Source organism: Chloracidobacterium sp., from assembly GCA_016715795.1.
GTDB lineage: Bacteria > Acidobacteriota > Blastocatellia > Pyrinomonadales > Pyrinomonadaceae > OLB17.
Genome location: JADJXP010000002.1, coordinates 1993273 through 2017066 on the forward strand (window position 1 = coordinate 1993273; position 23794 = coordinate 2017066).

Consider the following 23794-nt stretch of genomic DNA (forward strand, 5'->3'; position numbering starts at 1 on the left):
GCATTCGCCTCTTTTCGCTGTAACAATAGGGCAACAACTCGGAGGCAGAAAGATGAAGGTGGTGCTCACTATTGGTGTTTTGATGTTTGCAATGACGTTCTGCGGGCTGCAGGAGCGGCTAAAGAGCGTTACGGGCGGGAATGCTAATTCGCCCGCCAGCTCGGACCCTAACGCGCCGCCGGGCGGTTGGGCCGACGGCGGCCGCACGCCGCCGGGCGAGGCGGAGAAGGCATCGATGACGCCTGCCCAGCAGGCCATCGCCGACGCCGGCACCGAAACCAAATGGGAGGCGCAGGATATCTCGTGGAAGCTGCCGGCCGGCTGGGAAAAGATCAAGGTGGATGAGCGGATGTTCAACTACGGCTCGGCGGACAATGCCTTTATCATCGTGTCGGTCTCTGAGCTTCCCGATTCATTCCCCGCCGACCTCAGCCTAAAAGGAACGTATGAGAGCGCCGTCGGCAGGACCGAGTCCGGCGAGTACGAAAAGGCGAGAATGCTGGAGATAGATGGCCTTCGAGGCGCTGAGTGGACCGAAGCAATGCCCTCACAGCGTGACGATCCGCGGCGACATCAATGGATAGCCTTTCGCGAGCGAAACGGCAAGAATCAGCAGCTAAACGTGATCCTTTCTACAAAGGGCTCAAATTTCGATAAGCACCGCGACGATTTTGCAGCGGTGATGTATTCGGTCAAGATACCGAAGTAACTAGTAGTGTTTGGTCTATTCGTGCATTCGTGGCTAATTCTTTGCCAGGCATTATTAGCCACGAATGCACGAATTTAAGACACTGCCGAATAACTCTTAATCAAGCGTCGGTGCATCCGCGTGCGGGACGAAGCAGCGGCGGCAGCGGGCCTCGTATTTATCAGCCGCGCCGACCTCGACGAGGGCGTCGGATTCGACGGTGCGTTGGGTAAAGTTCGCGGTCGAGCCGCATTTGACGCAGATGGCGTGGATCTTTGTGATGAACTCGGCGATAGCCAGCAGCCGCGGCATCGGTTCGAACGGTGTGCCGGTGTAGTCCTGATCGAGGCCGGCGATAATTACGCGGCGGCCGCTTACCGCCAGTTCATTTACAGCCTTTACGATGGCCTCGTCAAAGAACTGCCCTTCGTCGATCCCAACGACCTCGGTGTCGCTCTCGATCAGGGCGACCATTTCGGCCGTGTCGGCGACGGGGACGGAAACGTGCTTCTGCCCTGAGTGCGACGCGATCTCCTCGACCGAATAACGGGCGTCGATCACGGGCTTGAAAACCTGCACCTTTTGCCGCGCGATGCGGGCACGGTTCAGGCGACGGATAAGCTCTTCGGATTTGCCCGAGAACATCGAACCGGCGATCACCTCGATCCAGCCCGTGCCGTTGTGACGCACCTTACGCCGCTCATCGGCACTGTCAAAAACCAATTCTTCAACCATATGACCAAAAGGATGATTCTACAACATCCTAAGGTCCGAACCGGTCATCTCGGAGGGCTTTTCGAGGCCGAGGATGCCCAGAATTGTCGGTGCGACATCGGCTAAGGTCCCTTCGTCACGCAGGGTGACGCCGTTCGAGCGGAAATCCATGAAATGGAACGGCACCGGATTGTCGGTCGCCGAGTAGCTCGGCTCGCCACTGTCGGCATGGAGCATGGCCTCACAATTTCCGTGCGTTGACGTAATGATAGCGACGCCGCCGGCCTCGGCGACACGTTCGCAGATACCACCAAGGCAGGTGTCGATATATTGGATCGCTGCCACCGTCCGGCCAACGTCACCGGTCTCGGCGATCAGCCCGGCGGCCGGAATGTTCACGACAAAGACGCCGTTCGGAGCCGTCTCGATGCCTCGACGGAGCTTGTCCGCGATCTTGAAGCTCTCCGATTCCGGCGGAGTATCGGCCAAACGGCTGCCCGGATCGCCAACCAATACCTGCTGCTCCCATCGCGACGGCGAATCGACTCCGCCATTAAAGAACCACGTCAGATGCGGATATCGAGAGTACTCGGTTATCTTCACGCTCGGGACCTCATTCGCTGCCAGGACGTCAGTGAGCGAATTCGTTTCAGGCTCGTGTCTGAATGCAGCGGGCAAATTGAAGCCGGGATCGTACTCCACCAGCCCGACCGTGTCGATGTCCGGCTTAGCTCCGCTCGCGCCCTCGGGGATGCACAGCGACCGGACGAGCTGGCGCATGCCGTCGGCACGGTGGTTGAAGAAAACGACCAGATCGCCGTTCTTGACCGTTGCAAGGGGAATATCGGGCGCCTCCTCAATGACTATCGGTGATGTAAATTCATCAGCGATGCCACGCAAGAACGAATTGCGGATCGCCGAGACAGCATCGCGGCTGCGTTCGCCCTCGGCATGCACGAGCATTGTAAACGCGCGGGCCGTTCGTTCCCAGTTCTCGGCCGTGTCCATCGCAAAGAATCGTCCGCACAGCGAGGCGATCTGGCCGATGCCGATATCCGCGAGCTTGATCTCGAGCGCCTCGAGATACACGTCTGCCGTTCGCGGCGGCACATCTACGCCGTCAAGGATGCAGTGAACAAAGATGTTCTTTAGGCCGTTGGTCTTTGCAAGACGGATCAGAGCGAAGAGGTTCTCGGTCGATGAATGCACACCGCCGTCGCTCACCAAGCCGATCAGGTGCACGTCTGAGCCCTTTTCCTTCGCACGCGCAAATGAGCGATTGAGCACGGGATTCTCGAGGAATTCCCCTGACTCGACTGCCGCATTGATCCTGGCCGCTTCGGTGCGCGCAGCGCGGCCGGTGCCGATGTTTAGATGCCCGACCTCGGCATTTCCGCTCTGCCCGTCAGCACCTGTCGCCGACAGCGTCGTCATTGGGAAACACCGACATATCTCGTCGTAATATGGCGTGTGAGCCATCGCAATGGCATTGCCCTCAGTCCGCGGTGCATAACCCCAGCCGTCGAGGATCACGAGTGTCACGGGGCGGTCGTTCATGGGCTTTGCAGAATCCATTGAGAGACAAATAAGGCCGAACCCATTATAACCGACGCAAAGCGAGTGGTGACATCTCCATTGTGCGGAGTCGGAGCTAGTATGGCCCCCATTCGGCTCCTAACAGATCTCATTGAAATCGCGGGCAGCATGAATGATGCGGGCGATCGCTATATCGCCGGCCCAGAGTCGATAGAATACGATATAGCTGCCCACAGGGAAACTCCGAAGCCCCTCAGCGAGTTCATCACGTTCTCGCCCCGCCCTTGGGTTGTCCACAAGCACGTCGAAAACCTTATGGAAGCGATCTTTAAGACCGATCGCAGCATCGACATTTTCTTCCGCGATGAAGAGAACTATTTCGGTGATGTCCTGTTCGGCCTCGCTGCTTACGATGTATCTAGCCATTCCGTCGTTTGATGTCCGTCAGCCGCCCTGTCAGATCGGCCATTACCTCCTGGCCATCCCGGTAACGCCCGCCCTCGAGGTCGTCGAGTCCACGCCTGACATCCGACCTGAGCGCCGCGAGTTTCTCCGCTCGTATTTCGTCACGCTGTTGAATGAGCCTGAGCCCTTCACGGACGACCTCACTGGCGGTGTTGTACATTCCGCTCTGGATCTTTGCCAGGATCATCTGTTCTAGTTCTGGTGAAAGTGAAACATTCATAACTTTACGATAACAATTATTAGTATCCATAGCAATAATCGTTATACTCCGAAGATCCTTTGGAGGCGGCTCCGAAAGCCGGCAGTCGTGACCTCCGGATGCCTGGTCGCGATCAGTCGCAATTCGTCCATCAATGACGGGTCATTTATCGCGATATTCGCCGCCACGGTCATTGAAAAACATCGAACGGCCACCGGCTGAGATATGTCGGCGAGCAGCGCGTAGCAAGCGTCAAAAATGCGGCCCTGATGACGTTTCGGGATATCGACGAACTGCAGCAGCCGCGCGACATTGCGGCGGACAGCGACATGAGCGTCGTCGCGTTCGAGTTGGACTGCGAGCTTGCCCCAATAGGGCTCGATGAGACGCGGATGACGCTGAACGCAGTAGCTCACCGGCCATGCCGCACGCTGCGACACGCGATAGACAGGCCCGAGCATGCACTTCATTAGCTCGGCAAACCGATCAGGATCGTTGCCGATATAGTCGGCGATCCTCTGCGTGTTGGCCTTTGAGTGGCTCACGAGAAGAGCTTCGCGGATATCCATAATAGGCCTCGTAGGCCCTATGCGAACTATTGCCCTAACCGATCTGGTAGAAAGCTCTGCGTCCCGGATATCGAGCCGAGTCGCCGAGGTCCTCTTCGATGCGCAGAAGCTGATTGTACTTAGCGATGCGGTCGCTGCGGCAGAGGCTGCCTGTCTTGATCTGGCCCGCGTTGGTGGCGACGGCTAGATCTGCGATAAAGCTGTCCTCGGTCTCGCCGGAGCGGTGCGAGATGACGGCGGTCATGTTATTGGTGCGTGCAAGCTCAATGGCATCAAGCGTTTCCGTGAGCGTGCCGATCTGGTTGACCTTAATGAGGATCGAATTCGCGGCATTCTCGTCGATACCCTTTTGCAGGAATTTCGTGTTGGTCACAAACAGGTCGTCACCGACCAACTGCACCTTGCCGCCGACCTGCTGTGTGAGGCTCTTCCAACCGTCCCAATCGTTCTCGGCCATGCCGTCCTCGATCGAGATGATCGGATATTTCGAGCACCAGTCGGCCCAGTATGCGGCCATCTCTTCGCTCGAAAGCTCGCGCTTGTCGCTCTTCTTAAAGATGTATTTGCCGTCCTTATAGAATTCGCTCGATGCGGGATCGAGGGCGAGCATGACATTGTCGCCGGCCTTGTAACCTGCCTTTTCTATTGCCTCGAGGATGGTCTCGACGGCTTCTTCGTTGGATCTGAGGTTCGGAGCAAAGCCGCCTTCGTCGCCGACGCCCGTGGAATAGCCGCGGCCTTTTAGGACGTCCTTGAGATTGTGAAATATCTCGGCACCGGTCCTGAGAGCTTCGGCGAACGATCCGGCGCCGACCGGCATTACCATGAACTCCTGAAAATCGACATTATTGTCCGCGTGAGCACCGCCGTTGAGGATGTTCATCATCGGCACGGGCAGCGTCTTGGCATTCGTGCCGCCGATATAGCGGTAGAGCGGCATCTCGAGCACCGATGCGGCCGCGCGTGCATTCGCCAGCGAAACCGCGAGGATCGCATTTGCTCCGAGCTTTGATCTGTTCTCTGTTCCGTCCAACTCGATCATCGTCTGGTCGATCATCGTCTGATCGAGGCAATCGAGGCCTTCAAGCTCGCGGCCGATCACCTCGTTGACGTTCTTGACCGCGCTGAGCACGCCTTTGCCGAGATAACGATGGATATCGCCATCGCGAAGCTCGACGGCCTCGTTCTCGCCGGTCGAGGCGCCGCTCGGCACCATCGCACGGCCCTGAATGCCATCCTCGAGGATCACCTCGGCTTCGACCGTTGGATTACCACGCGAATCCATCACCTCGCGTGCATGGACCTGTTCAATGAAGCTCATAAGTTCTGATGCGCTGAAAGGAATATCGTAACCGACCGCACCACGATACCAAAAGCCGGCGGGCGGACTACGCCGACTCGTCGGCCTTCCGCATCCTGATCTGGCGAATGCGACGTTTCTCCATCTTTTCGACCTCGAAAACGTGACCGTTGAACGGGACCGTGTCGCCGACCGCGAGCACCTGACCGGCCCGCGACATCATAAAGCCGGCGAGCGTGGTGTAGGCCTCGGAAACAGGCAGATTCAGCTTCTCCCTGCGATTCAGGTCGCGCACAGCCAGGCCGCCATCAAGGATGCAGCTCCCGTCTGGCTGCCTTGCGATCTGACGGTTGACCTCAGCATCATGCTCGTCCGATATTTCACCGACGATCTCCTCGAGCAGGTCCTCGAGCGTGATGATGCCCTCGATGCCGCCGTGTTCGTCAACGACAAACCCAAAGTGAAATTTTTCGCCCTGCATCTGCCGCAGCACATCCTCAAGCCGTGCATTGTCAACTACATAGTTCGCCTTGTGAATGATCTCAGCGAGATCGAACGCCTCGGGGCGGCCGATGTATTTAACGAGATCGCGCGTGTGGACGTAGCCTGCGATCTCATCGAGCGAGCCTTGTGTTACCGGCAGCCGCGAAAAGCCGCTCTCGCTAAAAGCCTTTATCAGTTCGTCAAGTGAGACCGATTCCGGGACAGCGACGATCTCGGTCCTCGGTATCATCGCCTCTTTGACCGTCGTTTCTGAGAATTCAAAGACACTGTGAATGAGTTGACGTTCTTCAGAGTTCAGGTGCCCGCTCGCCTCGGAGAGGTTGATCAATTGACGTATCTCGTCCTCGGTATAGATCGAGCCATGGTCGGAACTCGCTCGGAGCCCAAACAGTCGCACCGTTCTGGTCCCCGTCCAGTCGAGAATGCGGATCGGATAGTAAAAGACCTTATAAAAGACCTGCATCGGCAACGCGAGCAGCAGCGCCATCCGCTCACTGATCTCGAGCGCCATCGTTTTCGGGGCAAGCTCCCCAAACACGATATGCAGGAAAGTAATGATCGAAAATGCTATCGCAAATGAGATGGCATGAAGCACGGCCGGCGATGCCAAAAACGCCCACCCTGTCGAATCCGCAATGGCAAACAACGGGCCATCGATGAGGCGGGCAACCGCGGGCTCGCCGATCCAACCCAGTCCCAACGATGCGAGAGTGATACCAAGCTGGGTCGCTGAGATGTAGGCGTTCAGGTCATTCAGAACGTCCACCAAGCGGCTAGCAGAACCACTGCCTGCGGTGGCGAGCGCTTCGATACGCGATCTGCGAACCGCAACGAACGCAAACTCTGACGCCACAAAGAACCCGTTAGCGAGAACCAGCAGAAGTACCAAAAAGATGTTAAAGATGCTCATCGGCGCCGACGGCGCGTCAGCAGGAATGGTATTGGCCGCAAAGAGCAAGAGCAAGAGCAAACTGGCAGGATCATCCATCGTGGATCATTGACAACGGCACCTAGTTGGCCGCCTGACGGAGAAGTATATCACAGCTATATCGCTTACCGCCCGCCCATCGAATTGCTACCCGCAGCCGCCGGGCTAACCGCCAGTTCCGTCCACATTGTGTAAAATAGCTGTGTGAAGTCTAGTGCTGCCTGTTTTTTGGGTTTCGCCTTTGCCCTTTCGATCGCGTGCCGACCGGCCGCGACGCCGATTGCCGTATCGAACCAGCCTTCGTCGATCAATGGTCGCCCGGTAACCAACCTTCCCATGCCGCCGTCAAAGCCGCTCGCCGACATGAGCTGGACTGACCCGGACAGCCGAGTTCACAAGCTCAGCGATCTGAAAGGCAAGGCCGTCATCCTTGACTTTTGGGCGACCTACTGCGGCCCCTGTCGCGAAGAGATACCGCACCTCAATTCGCTCCTCGCCAAGCACGGCGGCGATAACCTCAGCATCGTCGGCCTCAACGTCGGCGGCAAAGAGGACATGGACAAGGTGCCGGAGTTTACCAAGATCACAAAGATCGACTATCCGATCGCCCTGCCCGAGGACGAACTGAGCCGATTTATCTTCGCCGGCCGGACTGAAATACCGCAGACAGCCGTCTTTGACCGCAGTGGCAACTTGGTGAAGAAGTTCATGGGCTACAACGCCGCGATCAAGAAGGAACTGGACGATGCCGTTGCGACGGTTGTCGCCTCGAACTGACCTATGCGCGATATTCCCGTCGGAAATGGCAGCCTGCTGGTCAATTTCGATGACAAATACCAGATCCGAGACATCTACTTTCCGCACGTCGGGCAGGAGAACCACACCGAGGGTTATCCGTCGCGTTTCGGTGTCTGGGTTGACGGTGAATTCTCATGGATCGCTTCCGACGAATGGACCCGTGAGCTGAAATACGTTCCCGAAACGCTTGTCACAGATGTTACCGTAACCAGCGAAGAACTCGGCCTGCGGATCGTGAGCAACGATACGGTGGCGAGCCACGACAATATCTTCCTGCGGCGAATTCGCATCGAGAACTTAAAGGATCGGCCGCGAGACGTCCGCGTTTTTCTCCATCAGGACTTTCGCATCTACGAGAACAAGTTTGGTGATACGGCCTATTACGATCCGGATGCCCGGTCACTGATCCATTACAAGAAACATCGCTATTTCCTCATCAATACGGAACCGCATTTCACGACCTTCGCCACGGGCAGAAAGGCATTTCACGAGAAGGAAGGCACCTGGCGCGATGCCGAGGACGGCGAACTGCAGGGAGCCCCGGTCACAGAGGGCTCGGTGGATTCAACGATCGGCGTCGAATTCGAACTACAAAAAAGCGGGAGCTATGAGTTCTTTTACTGGATCGCTGTTGGGACGACACGCGATGAGGTGGCCAGCCTCAACAGCCACATTCTCGAACGGCAGCCTCAGCTCTACCTGGACTATACGGCAAACTACTGGCACGCGTGGGTCAACAAGAATGACCGCGATATGGCCTGTTTGAAGCCGGAGGTGGTCGATCTTTATAAACGCTCGCTGCTCATCATTCATACTCAGATAGACTACCGCGGGGCGATACTCGCAGCGAATGACTCGGATGTCACCGAGCGTGCAACGGATAACTACAGTTACCTTTGGACACGCGACGGCGCTTTTGTCGCGAACGCGCTCGACACGGCCGGCTATCCGGGCGTGACCCGAGCATTTTTCGACCTGTGCAGCCGCATCGTGCACAAGGACGGCTATTTCTGCCAAAAATATAATCCCGACGGCTCGGTAGCTTCCGGTTGGCTTGCCTCGTGGGATGCCGCGACACGCCAAAAATTGCTGCCGATCCAAGAAGACGAAACGGCCCTCGTCCTCTGGTCGCTCTGGCAGCATTATGACCGCTATCGCGACATCGAATTTGCCCACAGGGTTTATCGGTTGCTGACCGTCCACTGCGCGGAGTTTATGGCCGATTTTCGCGATGACGCTCTCAAACTTCCAAAATCGAGCTGGAATCTTTGGGAGGACCGGTCGGGGATACATACCTTCACCTGTTCTGCCGTCGTCGCGGGACTGCGGGCGGCGGCGAGGTTTGCACGGCTATTCGCCGAGGTCGAGCGCGCGATCCGGTATGAAGCGGCGGCCGACGAGATCGTAGCGGCCATGCGACAGCACCTCTACAGCAAAGAGTTAGGTCGATTTTGCCGCTCGCTCGAACTGCGAAACGGTAAATTTGAGATGGACACGACCGTTGATGCGTCGTTGTTTGGCATCTTCTATTTTGGATGCTTCGAGACCGATGACGAGATCGTTGTCAACACGGTCAAAGCGATCGCCGACGCCCTCTCGATAAAGTCTGACATTGGCGGCGTCGCTCGGTTTCAGGATGACGGTTATGTCCGTGCATCGCCTCGGGCCACGGGCAATCCATGGTTCATCTGCACGCTGTGGCTGGCCCAGTATTATCTTCAGGCGGCGAAGACCGAGCATGATCTCGGCCCCGTGGCAGATGCGCTCGACTGGACCGTGCAACGTGCTCTACCGTCAGGCGTGCTGGCGGAACAGCTTGATCCATTTACGGGGGAACCGCTATCCGTATCGCCCCTCACCTGGTCGCATGCGACCTATGTTGCGATGGTCAACGCATATATAGCAAAACTTAGCTCGCTTCGCTCGATGCGATAAAATTTACTAGATGCGAAAAGCAAAGATCCTCGCCACGCTCGGCCCCGCGTCCGCTTCTCAGCCGATGATCGAGAAGATGCTCGACGCGGGCACCAATGCCGTGCGAATAAATATGTCGCACGGCACGCGCGATGAACACGCCGCGACGATCGCTGCCGCCCGGGCCGCTGCCGCGAAGGTCGGGCGGCCATTAGCGATCCTCGTCGACCTGGCTGGGCCAAAGATACGGACACGCAGCCTCGCGGGCGGCGAGCCCGTCGAGCTTGTTGAGGGCCAGCGATTCACGATAACCACAAATGACGTTACGGGCGACAGCGCACGCGTTGCGACCAATTATGTGGATCTGCCGTCGGCGGTCGAGGCAGGAACACGCATCCTGATCGACGACGGTGCGATCGAGCTGGTCGTCGAGTCCGAGACCGAAACCGACATCGTAACGCGCGTAGTAACGGGCGGGACCTTGCTGGAGCGAAAGGGCATCAACCTGCCGAATACGTCCCTGCCGATCCCGTCGCTGACCGAGAAGGACCGTCAGGACCTCGAATGGGCGATCGAGCAGAACGTCGAATACATCGCGTTGTCATTCGTTCGTACCGCGGCCGACTGCAAAGAAGTCAAGGCCCTGATCAAGCAGCTTAACAAGCGGGAGGTCGGCCGGGCACTGTTGGTCGCGAAGATCGAAAAGGCGGAGGCGATCGAGAACCTCGTCGGCATCATCGCCGAGACCGACGGCCTGATGGTCGCCCGCGGCGACCTCGGTGTCGAGACCAGCGTCGAACTTGTGCCCGTATACCAAAAAAGGATCATTGAAACGGCGATCGCCCATGACAAGTTTGTTATCACCGCCACGCAGATGCTGCAATCGATGATCACGAATCCCTATCCCACAAGGGCCGAAGCATCTGATGTTGCTAATGCCGTCTGGGACGGTACCGATGCTGTCATGCTCTCGGCCGAGACCGCGACCGGCAAGTATCCGGTCGAGACTATCAGGACCATGGTCCGGATCATCGAATCGGCAGAAACGATCAAGGGCGACCAGCTAAAACGCCCGATCAAACTCTCGCAGCCGCCGTCGGGCCGCACGAGCCAGGCCCTCTGCAAGGCGGCCGTCTATGCGGCGGAGGAGGTCGGGACAGAGAAGGTAGCGGTCTTTACCGAATCAGGACTGATGGCACGGCGTTTGTCATCATTTCGTTCTGGCCTGCAGACGTTTGCATTGACAGCGTCTGAGAATGTTCACGACCAGCTTTCTCTTATCTGGGGCGTCAAGCCATTCTGTCATAAGGACTTGCACTCTGCCGTGGAAGCCGAGGAGGCAGGCGGCCGAACCTCGCTCGATCTCCTCAATGCTGAATCTGGAACGACTGAAGAAATGCTCAGAACGGGTGAGAAGATGTTGCTCGACGCCGAGGTCGCCTCGGCCGGCGAGACGATGGTCATGATGGCCGGCCGCCTTTCAGGCCATGGCCTGTCGAGCTCAGTTATCGTCTGGACCGTCGGTGAAAAGGTTCCCAACCGCTAGACAATAGTCCCAAACAGCCGGCCAACCAGTGCGGTTGCCGCCATCGCGATCGCCCCCCAAAAGAGCACTCTCGCAAGGCCCATTACAACAGGTGCGCCGCCGACCCGTGCGGCAACCGCACCCAACAACGCCAGAAATACCAGTGACGAGACAGCAACCGTCGGAATTAGTAACGCTCCAAGCGCAAGTGCGGCAACGCCGAGCGGCAGGGCGGCGCCGATCGAAAAACTCACGGCCGAGAACACGGCGGCCTGTATCGGCTTCGCGCTCATAACGTCTGAAATGCCCAGTTCATCGCGTGCGTGGGCAGCCAGCGCGTCGTGTTCAGTCATCTGTCTGGCAACCTCTGCCGCCAGCTTTGGAGCAAGGCCGCGCTGTTCGTAGATCGCCGCCAATTCACGCAGCTCGAAATCAGGATCGTCGCGCAAATGTCGACGCTCTAGTTCGATATCAGCCCTTTCAGTGTCCGCCTGCGAACTGACCGAAACATACTCGCCCGCCGCCATCGAGAGCGCACCTGCAAACAATCCGGCAATACCGGCCAGCATTACCGACGAATGCTCGGCCTGCGCCGCGGCCACGCCGATGACCAGGCTCGCCGTCGAGACGATCCCATCATTCGCACCCAAAACGGCCGCGCGCAGCCACCCGATGCGGTGGACGCGATGCATTTCGTTGTGAGAGGTCATACCTACTCGGCGTTTACGATGTGTGCAACCGTTTCGGGATTTAAGCCGTCGCCATTGCGTTTTTTGTACTCCGCAAGCGAAACCTGTGGATCGCGCCAAGCGTCGAGGTGGCCTACCTGATGGACGCACTGGATGGTGCAATTTGGGGCGCACCATTTTTCCGTGTGATATTCGCGGTGCATGTCAGCATGGGTGTATTCCATCAGCGGGATGCCGGGCGTGCCTCGCTGCTGCGAGCACCACGAGACGATGCCGGCCTCATCGACATAGAGGTAACGAGCGCCGGCGCGGCATCGCCAGTCGTATTCGCCGCCATCGACGAGGTTGTCCTGAAACCAGTTCCAGCGAGCATAGGATCGCGCGCCTTTGCTCTTGATCTCTTTGTAAACTTCCTTTTCACGAGGCGTGAGCCCCTTGAGCAGGCCGTCGCCATCATGAATGACGCCGACGGTCGATGAAAAGCCTAGTTCCCTCGCGCGGTTCGCGATCTGCAAAGCTTCCTCCGGATTCGCCACGCCGCCGCCTACGACCGAGTTTATGTTGACCTTGAATTTGGCGTGATCGCGGAGGTTTACGAGTTTTGCATCGAGCACTTTAAGGCTCTTCTTCGACACGTCGTCGGGCGTGACGTTGTCTATCGATATTTGCAGATAATCGAGGCCGGCCTCGTTGAGTTTCTTGATCTTGTCGACCTGAAAGTAGTAGCCGTTCGAGATCAGGCCCGCGATCATTCCGTGATGGCGTATTCGGGCGATAACGTCGTAGATCTCAGGGTGCAGCATCGGTTCGCCCCCCGAGATCGTAATGACAGAAGTGCCGAATGCCGCGAGCTTGTCGATCCGTTCAAGCATCGTCTCGATCGGCACCGGCTCGCTCGTCTTGTCGTATTCGTTACAGTATGTACACGCCAAATTACATCGCCGCATCGGCACAATGTGCACCAGAACGGGATGCTTTGTGGACGCAAAAGCACGCACTGTGTGCCTCACGCCTCTTGTGAATCTGCTAAAACTGCTCGCCTTTGGCATTACAAACTCAGCCTTAGATTATAGAAGTGGAATGGCCGAGATTCAACGCCGAGGTCCGCACCGATCAAGCCTTGATCTTCTTCACGCTCTTCGGATAGTTCAGCTTAAAGATGCTGCCGTTTAGCGTCACGTTCTTTTGAAGATTTGAGAGCAGGACGGTCGTGGTATCGTTGTTTTGCTCGACGATCTTCGCCTGTCGCGGCATGCCGTCGGCATCGACCCAGAGTTCTGCCACCTTGTAGCTTGTCGCCGCCGTTGGCGTCAGCTGCAGGTGCCATGTGCGCACACCGCCGCTGATCTGTTCCTCGCCGAGATAAACGACGTCGTAGTTAGCCTCAAGCTGCGTCTTGTTCATGTTCATGAACGAGAGAGCACCGCCTACCGAGGCATTATTCTTCGCCTTTCCGACCTTGCCGACGATCACCTGATTGAGCCTGGGGCGGTACAGTTCGTAATCGTCGCCGATCACCGAGATCTGCTCCTCGACCGGTCGTGTCCAGTCGATCCTGACGTAGCGGCCACGCTTGCCGCTGGCCGGCAGATAGCTCGTCGCGCCGATGCTCGTGTCGGACACATTCAGCTGCGGATTGTGTTTGACCATCGTCACGTCAGCCTTGAGCGACGTCAGCGACTTGTTGTGCTGGTCCATCCGCTTCAAGATCTCGCGAATGATCTGCGCATCGGCATTCGTTGCAGACGCAAAGCCGGCAATGAACACAAAAACTCCTACAAAAAAAACAACTCTTAAAGCTCTCATAAAAAGGTCAACGGCCTTGTGGCAGGAGTCTGCGGCCGCCATTCCCGGTTTCGACGGCAGAGACCGCCGTTTGGGTTGCCGCCAAAGCTGCCGCCTTATTGAACCACACCTTTGGCGTCAGGAAAATGAATGCCATGATGAGCACGCAGAGCAGATCCCATTGCCATGACGCCCGTTCATAGTTCCAGTTGATGATCTTCTTCATCGTCTGAGGGTTCGCCGACTGCCTACACTACGTGCCCGTCACGCATCTGGATCGTCCGCGAACAAACCGCCGCAGCCTCAGGATTATGCGTGATCATAATGATCGTTTGGTTGAATTTCTCGTTCAGCTCCTTGAACATATCCAGCACGATCTGCGAATTCTCGGTGTCAAGGTTGCCCGTCGGCTCATCAGCAAGGATGATCGCCGGGCCGTTGACGATCGCACGGGCCAGGGCGACACGCTGCTGTTCGCCACCCGACAGTTCGACCGGCTTATGGTGCATTTTATCCTCGAGCTTCAGCAGCCGCAAAACTTCCCGGCGGCGGTCCGACCCTTTTGCTCCGTTGCCGGTGTGTATCTTCTCAGCGAGCTTGAGGTTGCCTTCAGCGGACAGCGTCGGGAAAAGGTTGAACCGCTGAAAGACAAAGCCGATCTTGCGCCGGCGAATGTCCGTCCGCCGTGCATCCGAGACCTTTGACAGGTCTTCGCCGTCAATAACGATGCTGCCCGTGGTCGGTGACAGCAGGCCGCCAAGCAAGTGGAGCAGTGTTGATTTGCCGCAGCCTGACGGGCCCATTATGGCCACGAATTCGCCCTCGTTGACATCGAGCGTAATGCCGCGCAGTGCAGGCACGTCAAGCTTGCCAACTTTGTACGATTTCGTGAGATCTACAGTGCGAACGATGGGTTCCATTGCTCAGGGCTGAAAGTGGTTTGCAGCAGCGTTAGTGGGGGCCGTCGGCGCGGCATTCACGCCCTCGGCCAGCTTTTGATCGAGGTCCAGTTCCTGAAGCCGCCATGAATTCTTCAGTACGAAGGCATCGAGCGGAAACTTCTTGCCGATCATCACTTCCTGCGGCGACTGATAGGTGAGCTTCATCGAATAGCGTTCCTTTGGCCTCGTCACCTGTATCTCGAGCGGCAGGTTTGCAAAGTTGCCGGTATCGGTCAGGTTGCCTTCCTTCCCGTAAACAATGTCAGACTCGATCTCGCCCGATGCATCAAAGATCTGCTGACGGGCCAGCCGTACGGCGCCGACACGGTCAAACCAAAAGCGACGCGTAATGCGGAGTTCATCGCCGATCTTTGCAAATTCATCGAGCAGATAATAGCCGCGGGTGACGGTGCGAACAGGAGATTTCTTTTCGACGCTCCGATCCTCTTCGACCTCGTAGATGGTGCTCTGCGTATAGAGATGGTCATCTCCGGTCGGCCTGACGAGCATTGCGTCTGTAAAGTGCTGAGGGCGCAGGTTCGCAAAGGCATTGACGTTCTCTTTGGCGACATTCACATCGCCGTTCGCGGTGGTCGAGAGTCCCCTTTGCAGCTTCGAATAGTCGGCGTCGTTCGTTCCCTTGATGAACTTCTTATACTTTCCCGAGCCGCCATCCTGCAGGATCGCTACGCGGAATTTCTCGCCGTCTGAGCTCATCTGCGCGACGTCCGATTTAATGATCGGCACCTGGACCTTTAGCAGGATCATGCCCGGCCGCTGAACGACGACCTCACCGTCGGCCTGCCGATATACTTCTTTACTGCCAAACTCTGCAAACGAATTGTCTTCGAACTTGAGGTCCATCTTGGCCCGCATCGAATCAACGCGGGCAAAACGGTCAACCTCGCGCATCAGGTCGGCCCGCGAAGCGTTCTCGGTCTTCAGCAGGCGAGCGGTGGCCTTATCCTGCTTGACCTTGATACAGCCCGCCGACACAGCGACCCCGACGACCATGGCCGAAAATGCAGCGGAGCGTATTATGGAAGACCAAAACCTCATTCGAATCGGATGTAGCGATCACACCGCGTCGTTGCCATCAAAACCGGCTCGATAAAGGTGCGAATCGAAAATAATAACACGCCAAATACGGCAATTCCAACGATGCAAAAACGCGGAGACGAGTGGAAAATACTCCCCGCTCCGCGTTTCTTCAAAGGTCGAAGAAAGTATCAACCGGAAAAGACACCTGTGGCCCGTGTAAAATAGTCTCCCATCGTAAAGGCAAACATGATGGCAAGCCAGAAAAAGCTCGCGACCGCGGCCATCCAGATGAGTCTCGGGCTCCACCGAACGTGCATAAAAAAGAGCATGACGCACGTCATCTTGGTAAATGCGATCAATAACGCGACGAGCGTGTTGGCCCCGGGGAAAATGAAGTCGAGGTCAACGGTTGCCACGACATAGGTCAGCACCGTACCAACCACGAGTACGGCAAACACGCCAAGGTAACCCGGAATTCCGATATGCTGCCCTTCTGAATGGTTATCCGACATTTAACTCTCCTAATGCATAAAGTGCCTACCCAGCAGGTACAGCAGCGGGAACAGAAATATCCACACGATATCGACAAAGTGCCAGTAGAGGCCCGACATCTCGACCGGCATATAATAGTCCGGCGTGTAATAGCCCTTCCATGCCGTCCACAGGAGCCAAGCCATGACCGCGAGCCCGACGATCATATGCAGAGCGTGGAGCCCGGTCATCACGAAATACAGGTAGAAAAAGATGCGGACCTTATCGCGGAATTTATTGACGTCGATCTCACCATTCGAGAAGTAGCCGGCCTTTTCATCCGTGGTCAGGAAGTTATGCTCCTGGCCCAGTTTGACGAGCGAGCAGTCAGTCCACTGAAAATCGCCGCGCGGATTGACATACTTATGGGCCGAGGCCGCGGCGGGGCTGTGATCGACCTCCCAGCATGGTTTCGCTGGCTCAGCCGCGTGACTTGCGACCTTGTCCTCTTTGGCCCGCTTGTTCCAGCCCGTCACCGGCACGAGAGCATGGTTGTATTTGTCGGTATATTCGATCGCCTTTACGCCGAGGAACGCCGCGCCGAAGAGCATGGTCAGCAAGATCATGATGACCTGCATGTTGCGCTTGCCCTTTTGCGCAAAGTAAACGGTCAGCGCCATCGTCAGCGAACTGACGATCAGCACAAGCGTATTGAATCCGCCCCAGAACGCATCCAGATGATTACTGGCGGCGGCAAACGCCATCGGGAATTTCCAGCGGAAGACCAAATATGCCGTGAAAAGGCCGCCGAAGAACATGATCTCCTGCGCGAGGAACATCCACATCCCGATCGCGACGCTCTCCTCCTGCTGAGCCATGTCACCGAACTGATGCTGCAGCCCCGGCTCATGGTAAACGAATTTGTCTGAGTAATGTGACGACATCGTATTCAATTACGAATCACGAATTGGCAATTACGAATTCGCAACTCGTAATTTGAAATTCATAATTCACGCTTGCAGTGCCTCGCGTTGTCTCGCTCCCTCAAGGTCCATACCGCTCCCTTCACCGAATTCGTAGGCGTCCCATGTTACGACGGGCATTTTCTCAAAATTCTCCGTCGGCGGCGGCGAGCTCGTTCGCCATTCGAGGCCCGGGTGCATCCACGGATTATCACCCGCTTTCTTACCGAAGAAGAGCGAATGAACGAGATATACCACCGGCAGCAGCAAACCAATACCGAGCACCGAGGCACCTGCGGTCGAGAAGATGTTCAGCACCTGAAATTCCGGCGGATACGCCGCGTACCTGCGCGGCATCCCCAAATAGCCGAGAATGAACTGCGGGAAGAACGTCAGGTTAAACCCGACAAAAACCAGCATCGCTGAGATCTTGCCCCAAAACTCCGAGTACATTCGGCCCGTCATCTTTGGCCACCAGTAGTGGATGCCTCCGAGATAAGCGATCACCTGGCCGCCGACCATTACGTAGTGAAAGTGTGCGACGACAAAGTATGTGTCTGTCAGGTGAACAGTCAGGCCGATCGATCCGAGAAACAGCCCTGTCAGGCCGCCGATCAGGAACAAGCCCATAAAGCCGATCGCATACAGCATCGGCGTATCGAATGAGATCGATCCCTTATAAAGCGTCGCCGTCCAGTTGAACATCTTGATCGCCGATGGGACCGCCACGACCATCGTCAGGAACGAGAACACTAGGCTCGCATAGATCGATTGGCCGCTGACGAACATATGATGTCCCCAGACCAAGAAGCCAAACACCGCGATAGCGATCGATGAGAACGCGATGAATTCGTAGCCAAAGATCTTCTTTCGTGCAAAATTCGAGATCAGCTCGGACACGACGCCCATGCCCGGCAGGATCATGATGTAAACCGCCGGGTGCGAGTAGAACCAGAACAGGTGCTGGAACAGTATCGGGTCACCGCCGATGGCCGGATCAAAGATGCCAACATGCGCCACGCGCTCAATTGCCAGCAGCAGGATAGTGATCGCGACGACCGGCGTTCCGAGTATCATCACGAGGCTGACGGCGTAATGGGCCCAGACGAATAGCGGCAGCCGGAACCATGTCATTCCCGGCGCACGCATCGTATGGATAGTAACGATAAAGTTAAGCCCCGTGAGGATGGACGAGAATCCATTGATGAAAACGCCCAGGCCGACGAGCATCACATAAGAATTCGAGAATGTCGTGCTGTAAGGCGTATAGAACGTCCATCCCGTGTCAACGCCGCCCTGCATCAGGGCCCACAGAGCGAGAACTCCGCCGATCCAGTAGATATACAAACTCAACAAGTTGATGCGCGGCAGGGCGAGGTCCTTTGCACCGATCATCAGCGGCAGCAGGAAGTTGCCCAATACCGCTGGGATCGCGGGCAAGAGGAAGAAGAAGATCATCAGCACGCCGTGCTGCGTGAAGACCTTGTTGTAGGTCGCCGTCTGAAACAGGTCACTATTGGGTGTGAGAAGCTCTAGCCGGATCGCGGCGGCATACAACCCGCCCATCATAAAGAACAGCGATACCGTGATCAGATACATGATCGCGATGCGCTTGTGGTCCTTTGTCAATAGCCACGACTTAAGCGTCGTGCCATTGGTCAGATAGTTGAGCTTCGTCCCGCCGTAGCCTGATGTGATCGTCTCTTCCGCGCTCATAATCCAATAAAACCTACTTACTGCTGTTCGCCGCCGATCTGGCCGGGGCCTTGTTGGCCGAGTCCGTGTTGGCACCTGCGGCGGGTGCCGCCGGAGCGGACGCGGCTGGTGCGTTCGGGCTCAGCGACTTGATGTATGCAACCAACGCATTCAATTGCTCCTCGGTGACCTGGCCCTTGAATGTCGGCATGATCGGCTGAAATCCGTCAACGATCTGCGATGTCGGATTCAGTATAGAATTGCGAATATATTGATCGTCCGCCGTGACCGTCTGGCCGCCAACGAGCTTGACCTCATGATTGAAGATGCCCTCGAGTTTAGCTCCACGCTGGGCCGGCCCGCCCGTGTGGCATGAGGCACAGCCCAGCTTGTTCATAAAGAGGTCCTTGCCTTGCTCCACCGGCGTCTGGCCCGCGACATTGCCGCTCAGCCAATTGTCAAAATCACGCTGCTCCATCACATAGACAGAGCCGCCCATGCCCGAATGGTTGAGGCCGCAATACTCGGCGCAGAACAGGTGAAACTTACCCGTGACCGTCGGCTCGAACCATAGATATGTATATCGGCCCGGAACCGCGTCGATCTTGGTCCGAAAGGCCGGCACAAAAAAGTCGTGCAGCACGTCCTCGGTGGTCATCGTGAGCTTGATCTTCTTGCCCACGGGAACGTGGAGTTCGTTGATCTCTCGCTGGCCTGTCTGGTGCTGGACCTTCCACATCCACTGCTTGCCGACCACGAAGATCTCCATCGCATCGTCGGGTGGCTCGTATTGATTAAAGTAGACGATCGCACCGCCAAGAAAGATCGTCATCGACACGACAAACGGTATGATCGACCAGACCGTCTCGAGCACCATCGAGCCGTGCATCTCGTCAGGCGTGGCAAATTTCTCTACCTCGCGATACCTGATCGCAAAGAAGAAGATCGCCACCACGATCGGGATCGAGAACGCCACCGACACCGCAATAAGGTAGAAATAAAGCAGGTCTACCTGCCAGGCAAAGCTGGACGCTGCTTCAGGAAAAAATGGTATCCACGTAGTGCTCTGCATAAGGTCAGTGGTCAGTGATCGGACTTGCCACTATTCACTCGCTTCTTGTTCCGTCTCCAAAAAATGAACCCCATCGCTCCCATGGCAATAAGCGTCAGAATGCCGCCCGCCCGCATTACTCTAAGGATGGCCAAGCCATATTTGCCCGTCGCCGGATCATAATGATAGCAATAGAGCAATAGCTGCTCCGCGGCGCTGCCGACCTTATTATCGGCAGATTCCATGAGACCGAATTTTAGATCGCGCGGAGCATAGTCGATTCCGTAAAAGTAATGCGAAAGCCTGCCATCCGGCGTCGTTACCATCACGGCGGCGGCGTGAGCAAATTGCTGCGTCCTTTCGTCCCACTGGTAGCCGAAACCGGCCGCCTTTGTCACGGCGTCTATCGACGTTTGGGTACCGGTCAGGAAGTGCCAGCCGTTCTCGGATCCTGGACGGCCGTAACGTTCTATGTATCCCTCCTTCTTGGCTTTCGCGACGTCAGGCGAATCAAACTCGCGAGCGTCAAAGCTGATCGCCACAACGTCAAAGTCCTTACCGACGTTGAGGTTAATGCCCTTGAGCGAACCGGTCAGGCCGTTGAGCACCTGATTGCACAGCATCGGGCATTCGTAATAGACAAAAGCAATGATCACGGGCCTGCCATTATTAAAGAAGCTTCCGAGTTTGACGAGTTTGCCGGTCTCGTCCTTCATCTCGGTGTCGAGCGGCAATTGCTCGCCGAGCTTCTGCTCGATCCCGACAGTTTTCAAAGCTTCCGGCAGTCCGCTGGTGGCCGAGGCCGCCGCCGAAGGATCGTATACCTTTGGCGAATAGAGCGGCGAATTGTAATGCTCGGTCTTCTGCGCGTAGGCAGTAAACAACGAACATTGAACGACGAACAGTGTCAGAAGGAGGCCGCACCTAAGCCGCCGCCGGAAACCGTGACGGCTCAAGAACTCAGAGACTTTTATTCTTCCGCTATTCACTATTCACACTAACGATGGATCTCCGACGCCATCCGACCTGCGCTCGAATCAGATATGATCGTGTGCGACGCCTTGAACTGTTTCTCGGCCTCTTCGCCGGTCTTCGCCTTTACGTTCTGGGCCAAAAAGCGGTCGATCGCCTGCTCGATCGGCATTATGGTCACGGCCCCTGTCTTCGGGTCCTTAAGCCCGTGTTCCCAAAGCTCGTCCCACTGCTTCTTCAATTCACGATATTCGGCCTGCGGAGCACCAAGCTCCATATTCACCCAGCCTTTTTGTGATTCAACACCGAATCCCGGTGCGAGCTGCAGGCGCGGCTCGGGCGGCAGACGCTCCTTGTCGCTCTCGAGCATCGGATTCGGCTGTCGGGCGTTCTCCTCGCGGTGAACGTCCTGCATCACATCGAGCAGGGCCCACATCAGGGCAAAGGTGATAACGATCAGTACCAAGAGTCCGCCGGCAAAGTACACGATGCCCTTGAGCTGGATCTCGTTACTTTCGTACGCCTTATTCATGTCCTCACCCGGATCGTTGTTTCTCTTTGATGACATATTGCTAATGCCCCCGACCGTGCTTGATCGCACCCTCGAAATACGGGTCCCTTGCCGGCACGATCGGCCGCTTTGCCAACTGCCCGAAGAACCACCAAAGCCAGATACCACCGATCGCTATCGGGGCCACGATATCGAGCCAGCTCACATAGAATGCCCCGGCCTCGATGCCGCGCGGATCAACACGCGCTGACGGCCCGACCAAATAGAACATATCTACGAGCCGCATAAAAAGAATAAAGATCGCAATGCCGGCGAGCCACTTTGCACGCCTCTTGAAATCCTGCTGCAGCAGCACCACGAACGGGAACGCAAAATGGAAGATGATCAGGACCGCTCCCATCCAGCCCCAGCCGCCTTTCATCCGGACGAGAAACCAGCCGGTCTCTTCCGGGATGTTCCCTGACCAGATGATGAGGAACTGCGAGAAATTGAAATATGCCCAGACCATCACGAGAGCGAGCATGAGCTTGCCGAGATCGTGAAAATGGCGTTTGCCGAGCACCGCATTCATCGGCGCCGTATCCAGCAGGTAGGCCATAAGAGCTACCATAAAGCAGTAACAGCTCAGGGCCCAACCGGCGACAAAAAGAAGCCCCCAGATCGTCGAGAACCAGTGCGGATCGAGCGTCATCACCCAATCAACAGCGGCAAACGTGACGATCAGGCAATAAATGACCATCGCCGGGCCGGAGAAGCGCGATGCCTTTTCGAGTACCAGCCGCGAAGATTCGACCGAATCGGTCTTGTCCTGGTCGCTGCCCCACTTATTGAGCAGATAGACCATGATGTAGAACAAAAAGAAATATATGATGCTGCGCCCGACCCACGCCCACGGCGTCATAAAGATACCGCGATGCTCCATCACATGATCGGTCGGCGGCAGATGGGTCCATTCGTATATGTTTCTGGTATAGACGCCTATCGCTAATGGTACAAACAGCAGGATGATCAGCGGCAATGTCCGGCTTCCGGCCTCAAGTGCCCTGCGAATGACCACGCCCCACGCCCCGCCGGTCAGGTATTGGAGCATGAGCACGCCAAGGCAGCCGATACCGATTCCGCCCCAAAATATGAATCCGAGCAGCCAAGACCGCAGTGCCTGTTCCGTATTGAAGTACAACCCTACCGCCCAGATGATCAGAGCGACGCCGCCGATACCGAGCGCAAGCGCTCGCCAGCGGCTGATCACGGCAGGAGCTTGGTAATTATCGAGATTCGTCATCTTACGGTTTGCCTCCGTGGGCGGTATCGCCTGTTTTCGGAGGTGCTGGTGCCGATATGCTCCTCAAATTCTCTTCCGGATTCTGGCTGACCTGAAGCGCCCTGATATACGCCACTATCGCCCATCGATCCGCCGGCTGCACCTGATAAGCATATGAGCTCATCTTGCCCCAGCCATTCGTGATCACATCAAAGAAATGTCCCACCGGAGCATTTCGAAGCCGGTCATCGTGATACGTCGGCGGCTGGGGAAAGCCGCGACGCACGACCATTCCGTCACCGTTCCCTACGGGTCCGTGACAGACGATGCAGTAGATGTTGTATCGCTCGCGGCCGCGTTCGACCAACTCCTTTGTCACCGGAACTGGAAACTCATCAATAGAGTTCGGAAATGTCGTTACGAGCGTGTTCCCGGTTGCGTCGGTCGTCGATTGCACCGGCGCGCTCGCGTCCGGATTGTCGATCTTACCGGTGTAGAACGCCTTATTCTCGCGTAGCTGGCCGCGGGCGATGGTTCCCTCAACCTGATCGCGCGAAGCCCGGCCGTCAGCAAAGAAATCACTCTTCTTGTACGCCTTGTAACGCGGCTGGTCCTGCATGTCGAAACGCACGCCACACGCCGAAGTGAGGATAGAGAAGGCAGAGATCAGAATGACACCGTAGATGCCGATCCTTCCTTTCTGGCTTCTGAATTCTGACTTCTGACTTCTATTCAGGAACATCGAACACCTCCTGTGCGCCCAAGGTCCCCATAAATGCACGGGTCTCGTCGTGGTCGTATTTAGGATCGTCGGATTCGATGATCAGGAAAAACTTCTCTCGCGTCGCAAGCGCGAATCTCGGGATATTGAATACCGGATGATATGGCGACGGCAGCCCGTTGAGGAACAGCATTCCAAAGACAGCCGTGAATGCCGAAAAAAGGATCGTCAGCTCGAACATCGGCGGAATGAACGCCGGCAGGCTGAAATGCGGCCGGCCGCCGACGATGATCGGAAAATCATAAACGTGAACGAAATACTGCAGGCCGAGGCCCGTCAGCAGGCCGGTCAGGCCGCCGGCGAATATCAAGAACGGCAGCACGCTGCGCTTGATGCCCAAGGCCTCATCGATCTCATGCAGCGGAAACGGCGAGAATGCGTCCGTCTTTCGATAGCCCGCATCGCGCACCGCTCTCGCCGCGTCGACCAGTTCGGTCGCCGTGTCAAACTCGGCCATTACTCCATGTAGCTTTTCAGCCATAATTGCCTACTGC

Annotated in this window: 26 protein-coding genes; 4 read left to right on the top strand and 22 right to left on the bottom strand. The window is 56.6% G+C overall.

Annotated elements, in window-relative coordinates:
- Window positions 1–52: 52 nt before the first annotated feature.
- The gene (locus IPM59_14185; protein MBK9216715.1) at window positions 53–709 is read left to right on the top strand and encodes a hypothetical protein; all 657 of its coding nucleotides are present in this window, start codon (window positions 53–55) and stop codon (window positions 707–709) included.
- A gap of 96 nt (window positions 710–805) precedes the next feature.
- Here IPM59_14185 and IPM59_14190 read toward each other — a convergent pair whose 3' ends face one another.
- From IPM59_14190 to IPM59_14220, 7 genes are all read right to left on the bottom strand, one after another.
- The gene (locus tag IPM59_14190) at window positions 806–1423 is read right to left on the bottom strand and encodes a thymidine kinase (GenBank protein ID MBK9216716.1); all 618 of its coding nucleotides are present in this window, start codon (window positions 1421–1423) and stop codon (window positions 806–808) included.
- 18 nt (window positions 1424–1441) lie between these two features.
- Window positions 1442–2959, bottom strand: coding sequence for a 2,3-bisphosphoglycerate-independent phosphoglycerate mutase (locus IPM59_14195; protein MBK9216717.1), 1518 nt, complete (start codon window positions 2957–2959; stop codon window positions 1442–1444).
- A gap of 117 nt (window positions 2960–3076) precedes the next feature.
- On the bottom strand, window positions 3077–3364 hold the full coding sequence (locus IPM59_14200) for a type II toxin-antitoxin system RelE/ParE family toxin (GenBank protein MBK9216718.1): 288 nt from the start codon (window positions 3362–3364) through the stop codon (window positions 3077–3079).
- Window positions 3357–3623: a type II toxin-antitoxin system ParD family antitoxin gene (locus IPM59_14205; protein MBK9216719.1), complete on the bottom strand. Its 267-nt coding sequence runs from the start codon at window positions 3621–3623 to the stop codon at window positions 3357–3359. The genes IPM59_14200 and IPM59_14205 overlap by 8 nt, the downstream gene beginning before the upstream one ends.
- A 41-nt stretch (window positions 3624–3664) precedes the next feature.
- Complete coding sequence (locus IPM59_14210) at window positions 3665–4171, bottom strand: hypothetical protein (protein ID MBK9216720.1); 507 nt, start codon at window positions 4169–4171, stop codon at window positions 3665–3667.
- A 34-nt stretch (window positions 4172–4205) separates the two neighbouring features.
- Window positions 4206–5492, bottom strand: a complete 1287-nt coding sequence (eno, locus tag IPM59_14215; protein ID MBK9216721.1) for a phosphopyruvate hydratase — start codon at window positions 5490–5492, stop codon at window positions 4206–4208.
- Between the two features lie 67 nt (window positions 5493–5559).
- Window positions 5560–6963, bottom strand: coding sequence for an HlyC/CorC family transporter (locus IPM59_14220; protein ID MBK9216722.1), 1404 nt, complete (start codon window positions 6961–6963; stop codon window positions 5560–5562).
- Window positions 6964–7107: 144 nt separating this feature from the next.
- On the opposite strand from IPM59_14220, the gene IPM59_14225 reads away from it, so the two are divergent.
- The 3 genes from IPM59_14225 to pyk are packed head-to-tail and all read left to right on the top strand — an operon-like array spanning window position 7108 to window position 11161.
- Complete coding sequence (locus IPM59_14225; protein ID MBK9216723.1) at window positions 7108–7680, top strand: TlpA family protein disulfide reductase; 573 nt, start codon at window positions 7108–7110, stop codon at window positions 7678–7680.
- Window positions 7681–7683: 3 nt separating this feature from the next.
- Window positions 7684–9636 carry a glycoside hydrolase family 15 protein gene (locus IPM59_14230; protein MBK9216724.1) on the top strand — a complete coding sequence of 651 codons (1953 nt, stop codon included), beginning with the start codon at window positions 7684–7686 and terminating at the stop codon, window positions 9634–9636.
- Window positions 9637–9646: 10 nt separating this feature from the next.
- Complete coding sequence (pyk, locus tag IPM59_14235; protein MBK9216725.1) at window positions 9647–11161, top strand: pyruvate kinase; 1515 nt, start codon at window positions 9647–9649, stop codon at window positions 11159–11161.
- On the opposite strand, the gene IPM59_14240 is transcribed toward pyk, so the two are convergent.
- The 15 genes from IPM59_14240 to IPM59_14310 all read right to left on the bottom strand — a co-directional run bounded on the left by IPM59_14240 (window position 11158) and on the right by IPM59_14310 (window position 23781).
- Window positions 11158–11850, bottom strand: coding sequence for a VIT family protein (locus IPM59_14240; GenBank protein MBK9216726.1), 693 nt, complete (start codon window positions 11848–11850; stop codon window positions 11158–11160). The genes pyk and IPM59_14240 overlap by 4 nt on opposite strands.
- 2 nt (window positions 11851–11852) lie before the next feature.
- Window positions 11853–12878, bottom strand: coding sequence for a radical SAM protein (locus tag IPM59_14245; GenBank protein ID MBK9216727.1), 1026 nt, complete (start codon window positions 12876–12878; stop codon window positions 11853–11855).
- 64 nt (window positions 12879–12942) lie between these two features.
- On the bottom strand, window positions 12943–13635 hold the full coding sequence (locus IPM59_14250; protein MBK9216728.1) for an outer membrane lipoprotein carrier protein LolA: 693 nt from the start codon (window positions 13633–13635) through the stop codon (window positions 12943–12945).
- A 7-nt stretch (window positions 13636–13642) separates the two neighbouring features.
- Complete coding sequence (locus IPM59_14255; protein ID MBK9216729.1) at window positions 13643–13840, bottom strand: hypothetical protein; 198 nt, start codon at window positions 13838–13840, stop codon at window positions 13643–13645.
- 22 nt (window positions 13841–13862) lie between these two features.
- Window positions 13863–14534 carry an ABC transporter ATP-binding protein gene (locus IPM59_14260; GenBank protein MBK9216730.1) on the bottom strand — a complete coding sequence of 224 codons (672 nt, stop codon included), beginning with the start codon at window positions 14532–14534 and terminating at the stop codon, window positions 13863–13865.
- A gap of 3 nt (window positions 14535–14537) precedes the next feature.
- Window positions 14538–15614 (bottom strand): hypothetical protein, encoded by a 1077-nt coding sequence (locus IPM59_14265; protein MBK9216731.1) that lies wholly within the window; start codon window positions 15612–15614, stop codon window positions 14538–14540.
- A gap of 170 nt (window positions 15615–15784) precedes the next feature.
- Window positions 15785–16108: a cytochrome C oxidase subunit IV family protein gene (locus tag IPM59_14270; protein MBK9216732.1), complete on the bottom strand. Its 324-nt coding sequence runs from the start codon at window positions 16106–16108 to the stop codon at window positions 15785–15787.
- Between the two features lie 9 nt (window positions 16109–16117).
- Window positions 16118–16831: a cytochrome c oxidase subunit 3 gene (locus IPM59_14275; protein MBK9216733.1), complete on the bottom strand. Its 714-nt coding sequence runs from the start codon at window positions 16829–16831 to the stop codon at window positions 16118–16120.
- 246 nt (window positions 16832–17077) lie between these two features.
- Complete coding sequence (ctaD, locus tag IPM59_14280; protein MBK9216734.1) at window positions 17078–18745, bottom strand: cytochrome c oxidase subunit I; 1668 nt, start codon at window positions 18743–18745, stop codon at window positions 17078–17080.
- 13 nt (window positions 18746–18758) lie between these two features.
- A complete protein-coding gene (gene coxB, locus IPM59_14285; GenBank protein MBK9216735.1) occupies window positions 18759–19796 on the bottom strand; it encodes a cytochrome c oxidase subunit II in 1038 nt (345 codons plus the stop codon).
- 11 nt (window positions 19797–19807) lie between these two features.
- The gene (locus IPM59_14290; protein ID MBK9216736.1) at window positions 19808–20659 is read right to left on the bottom strand and encodes an SCO family protein; all 852 of its coding nucleotides are present in this window, start codon (window positions 20657–20659) and stop codon (window positions 19808–19810) included.
- Between the two features lie 113 nt (window positions 20660–20772).
- Window positions 20773–21315 (bottom strand): hypothetical protein, encoded by a 543-nt coding sequence (locus IPM59_14295; GenBank protein MBK9216737.1) that lies wholly within the window; start codon window positions 21313–21315, stop codon window positions 20773–20775.
- Between the two features lie 4 nt (window positions 21316–21319).
- Window positions 21320–22540 carry a hypothetical protein gene (locus IPM59_14300; GenBank protein ID MBK9216738.1) on the bottom strand — a complete coding sequence of 407 codons (1221 nt, stop codon included), beginning with the start codon at window positions 22538–22540 and terminating at the stop codon, window positions 21320–21322.
- Window position 22541: 1 nt separating this feature from the next.
- Window positions 22542–23261: a cytochrome c gene (locus IPM59_14305; GenBank protein ID MBK9216739.1), complete on the bottom strand. Its 720-nt coding sequence runs from the start codon at window positions 23259–23261 to the stop codon at window positions 22542–22544.
- On the bottom strand, window positions 23248–23781 hold the full coding sequence (locus IPM59_14310; GenBank protein MBK9216740.1) for a DUF3341 domain-containing protein: 534 nt from the start codon (window positions 23779–23781) through the stop codon (window positions 23248–23250). The genes IPM59_14305 and IPM59_14310 overlap by 14 nt, the downstream gene beginning before the upstream one ends.
- Window positions 23782–23794: the final 13 nt, after the last annotated feature.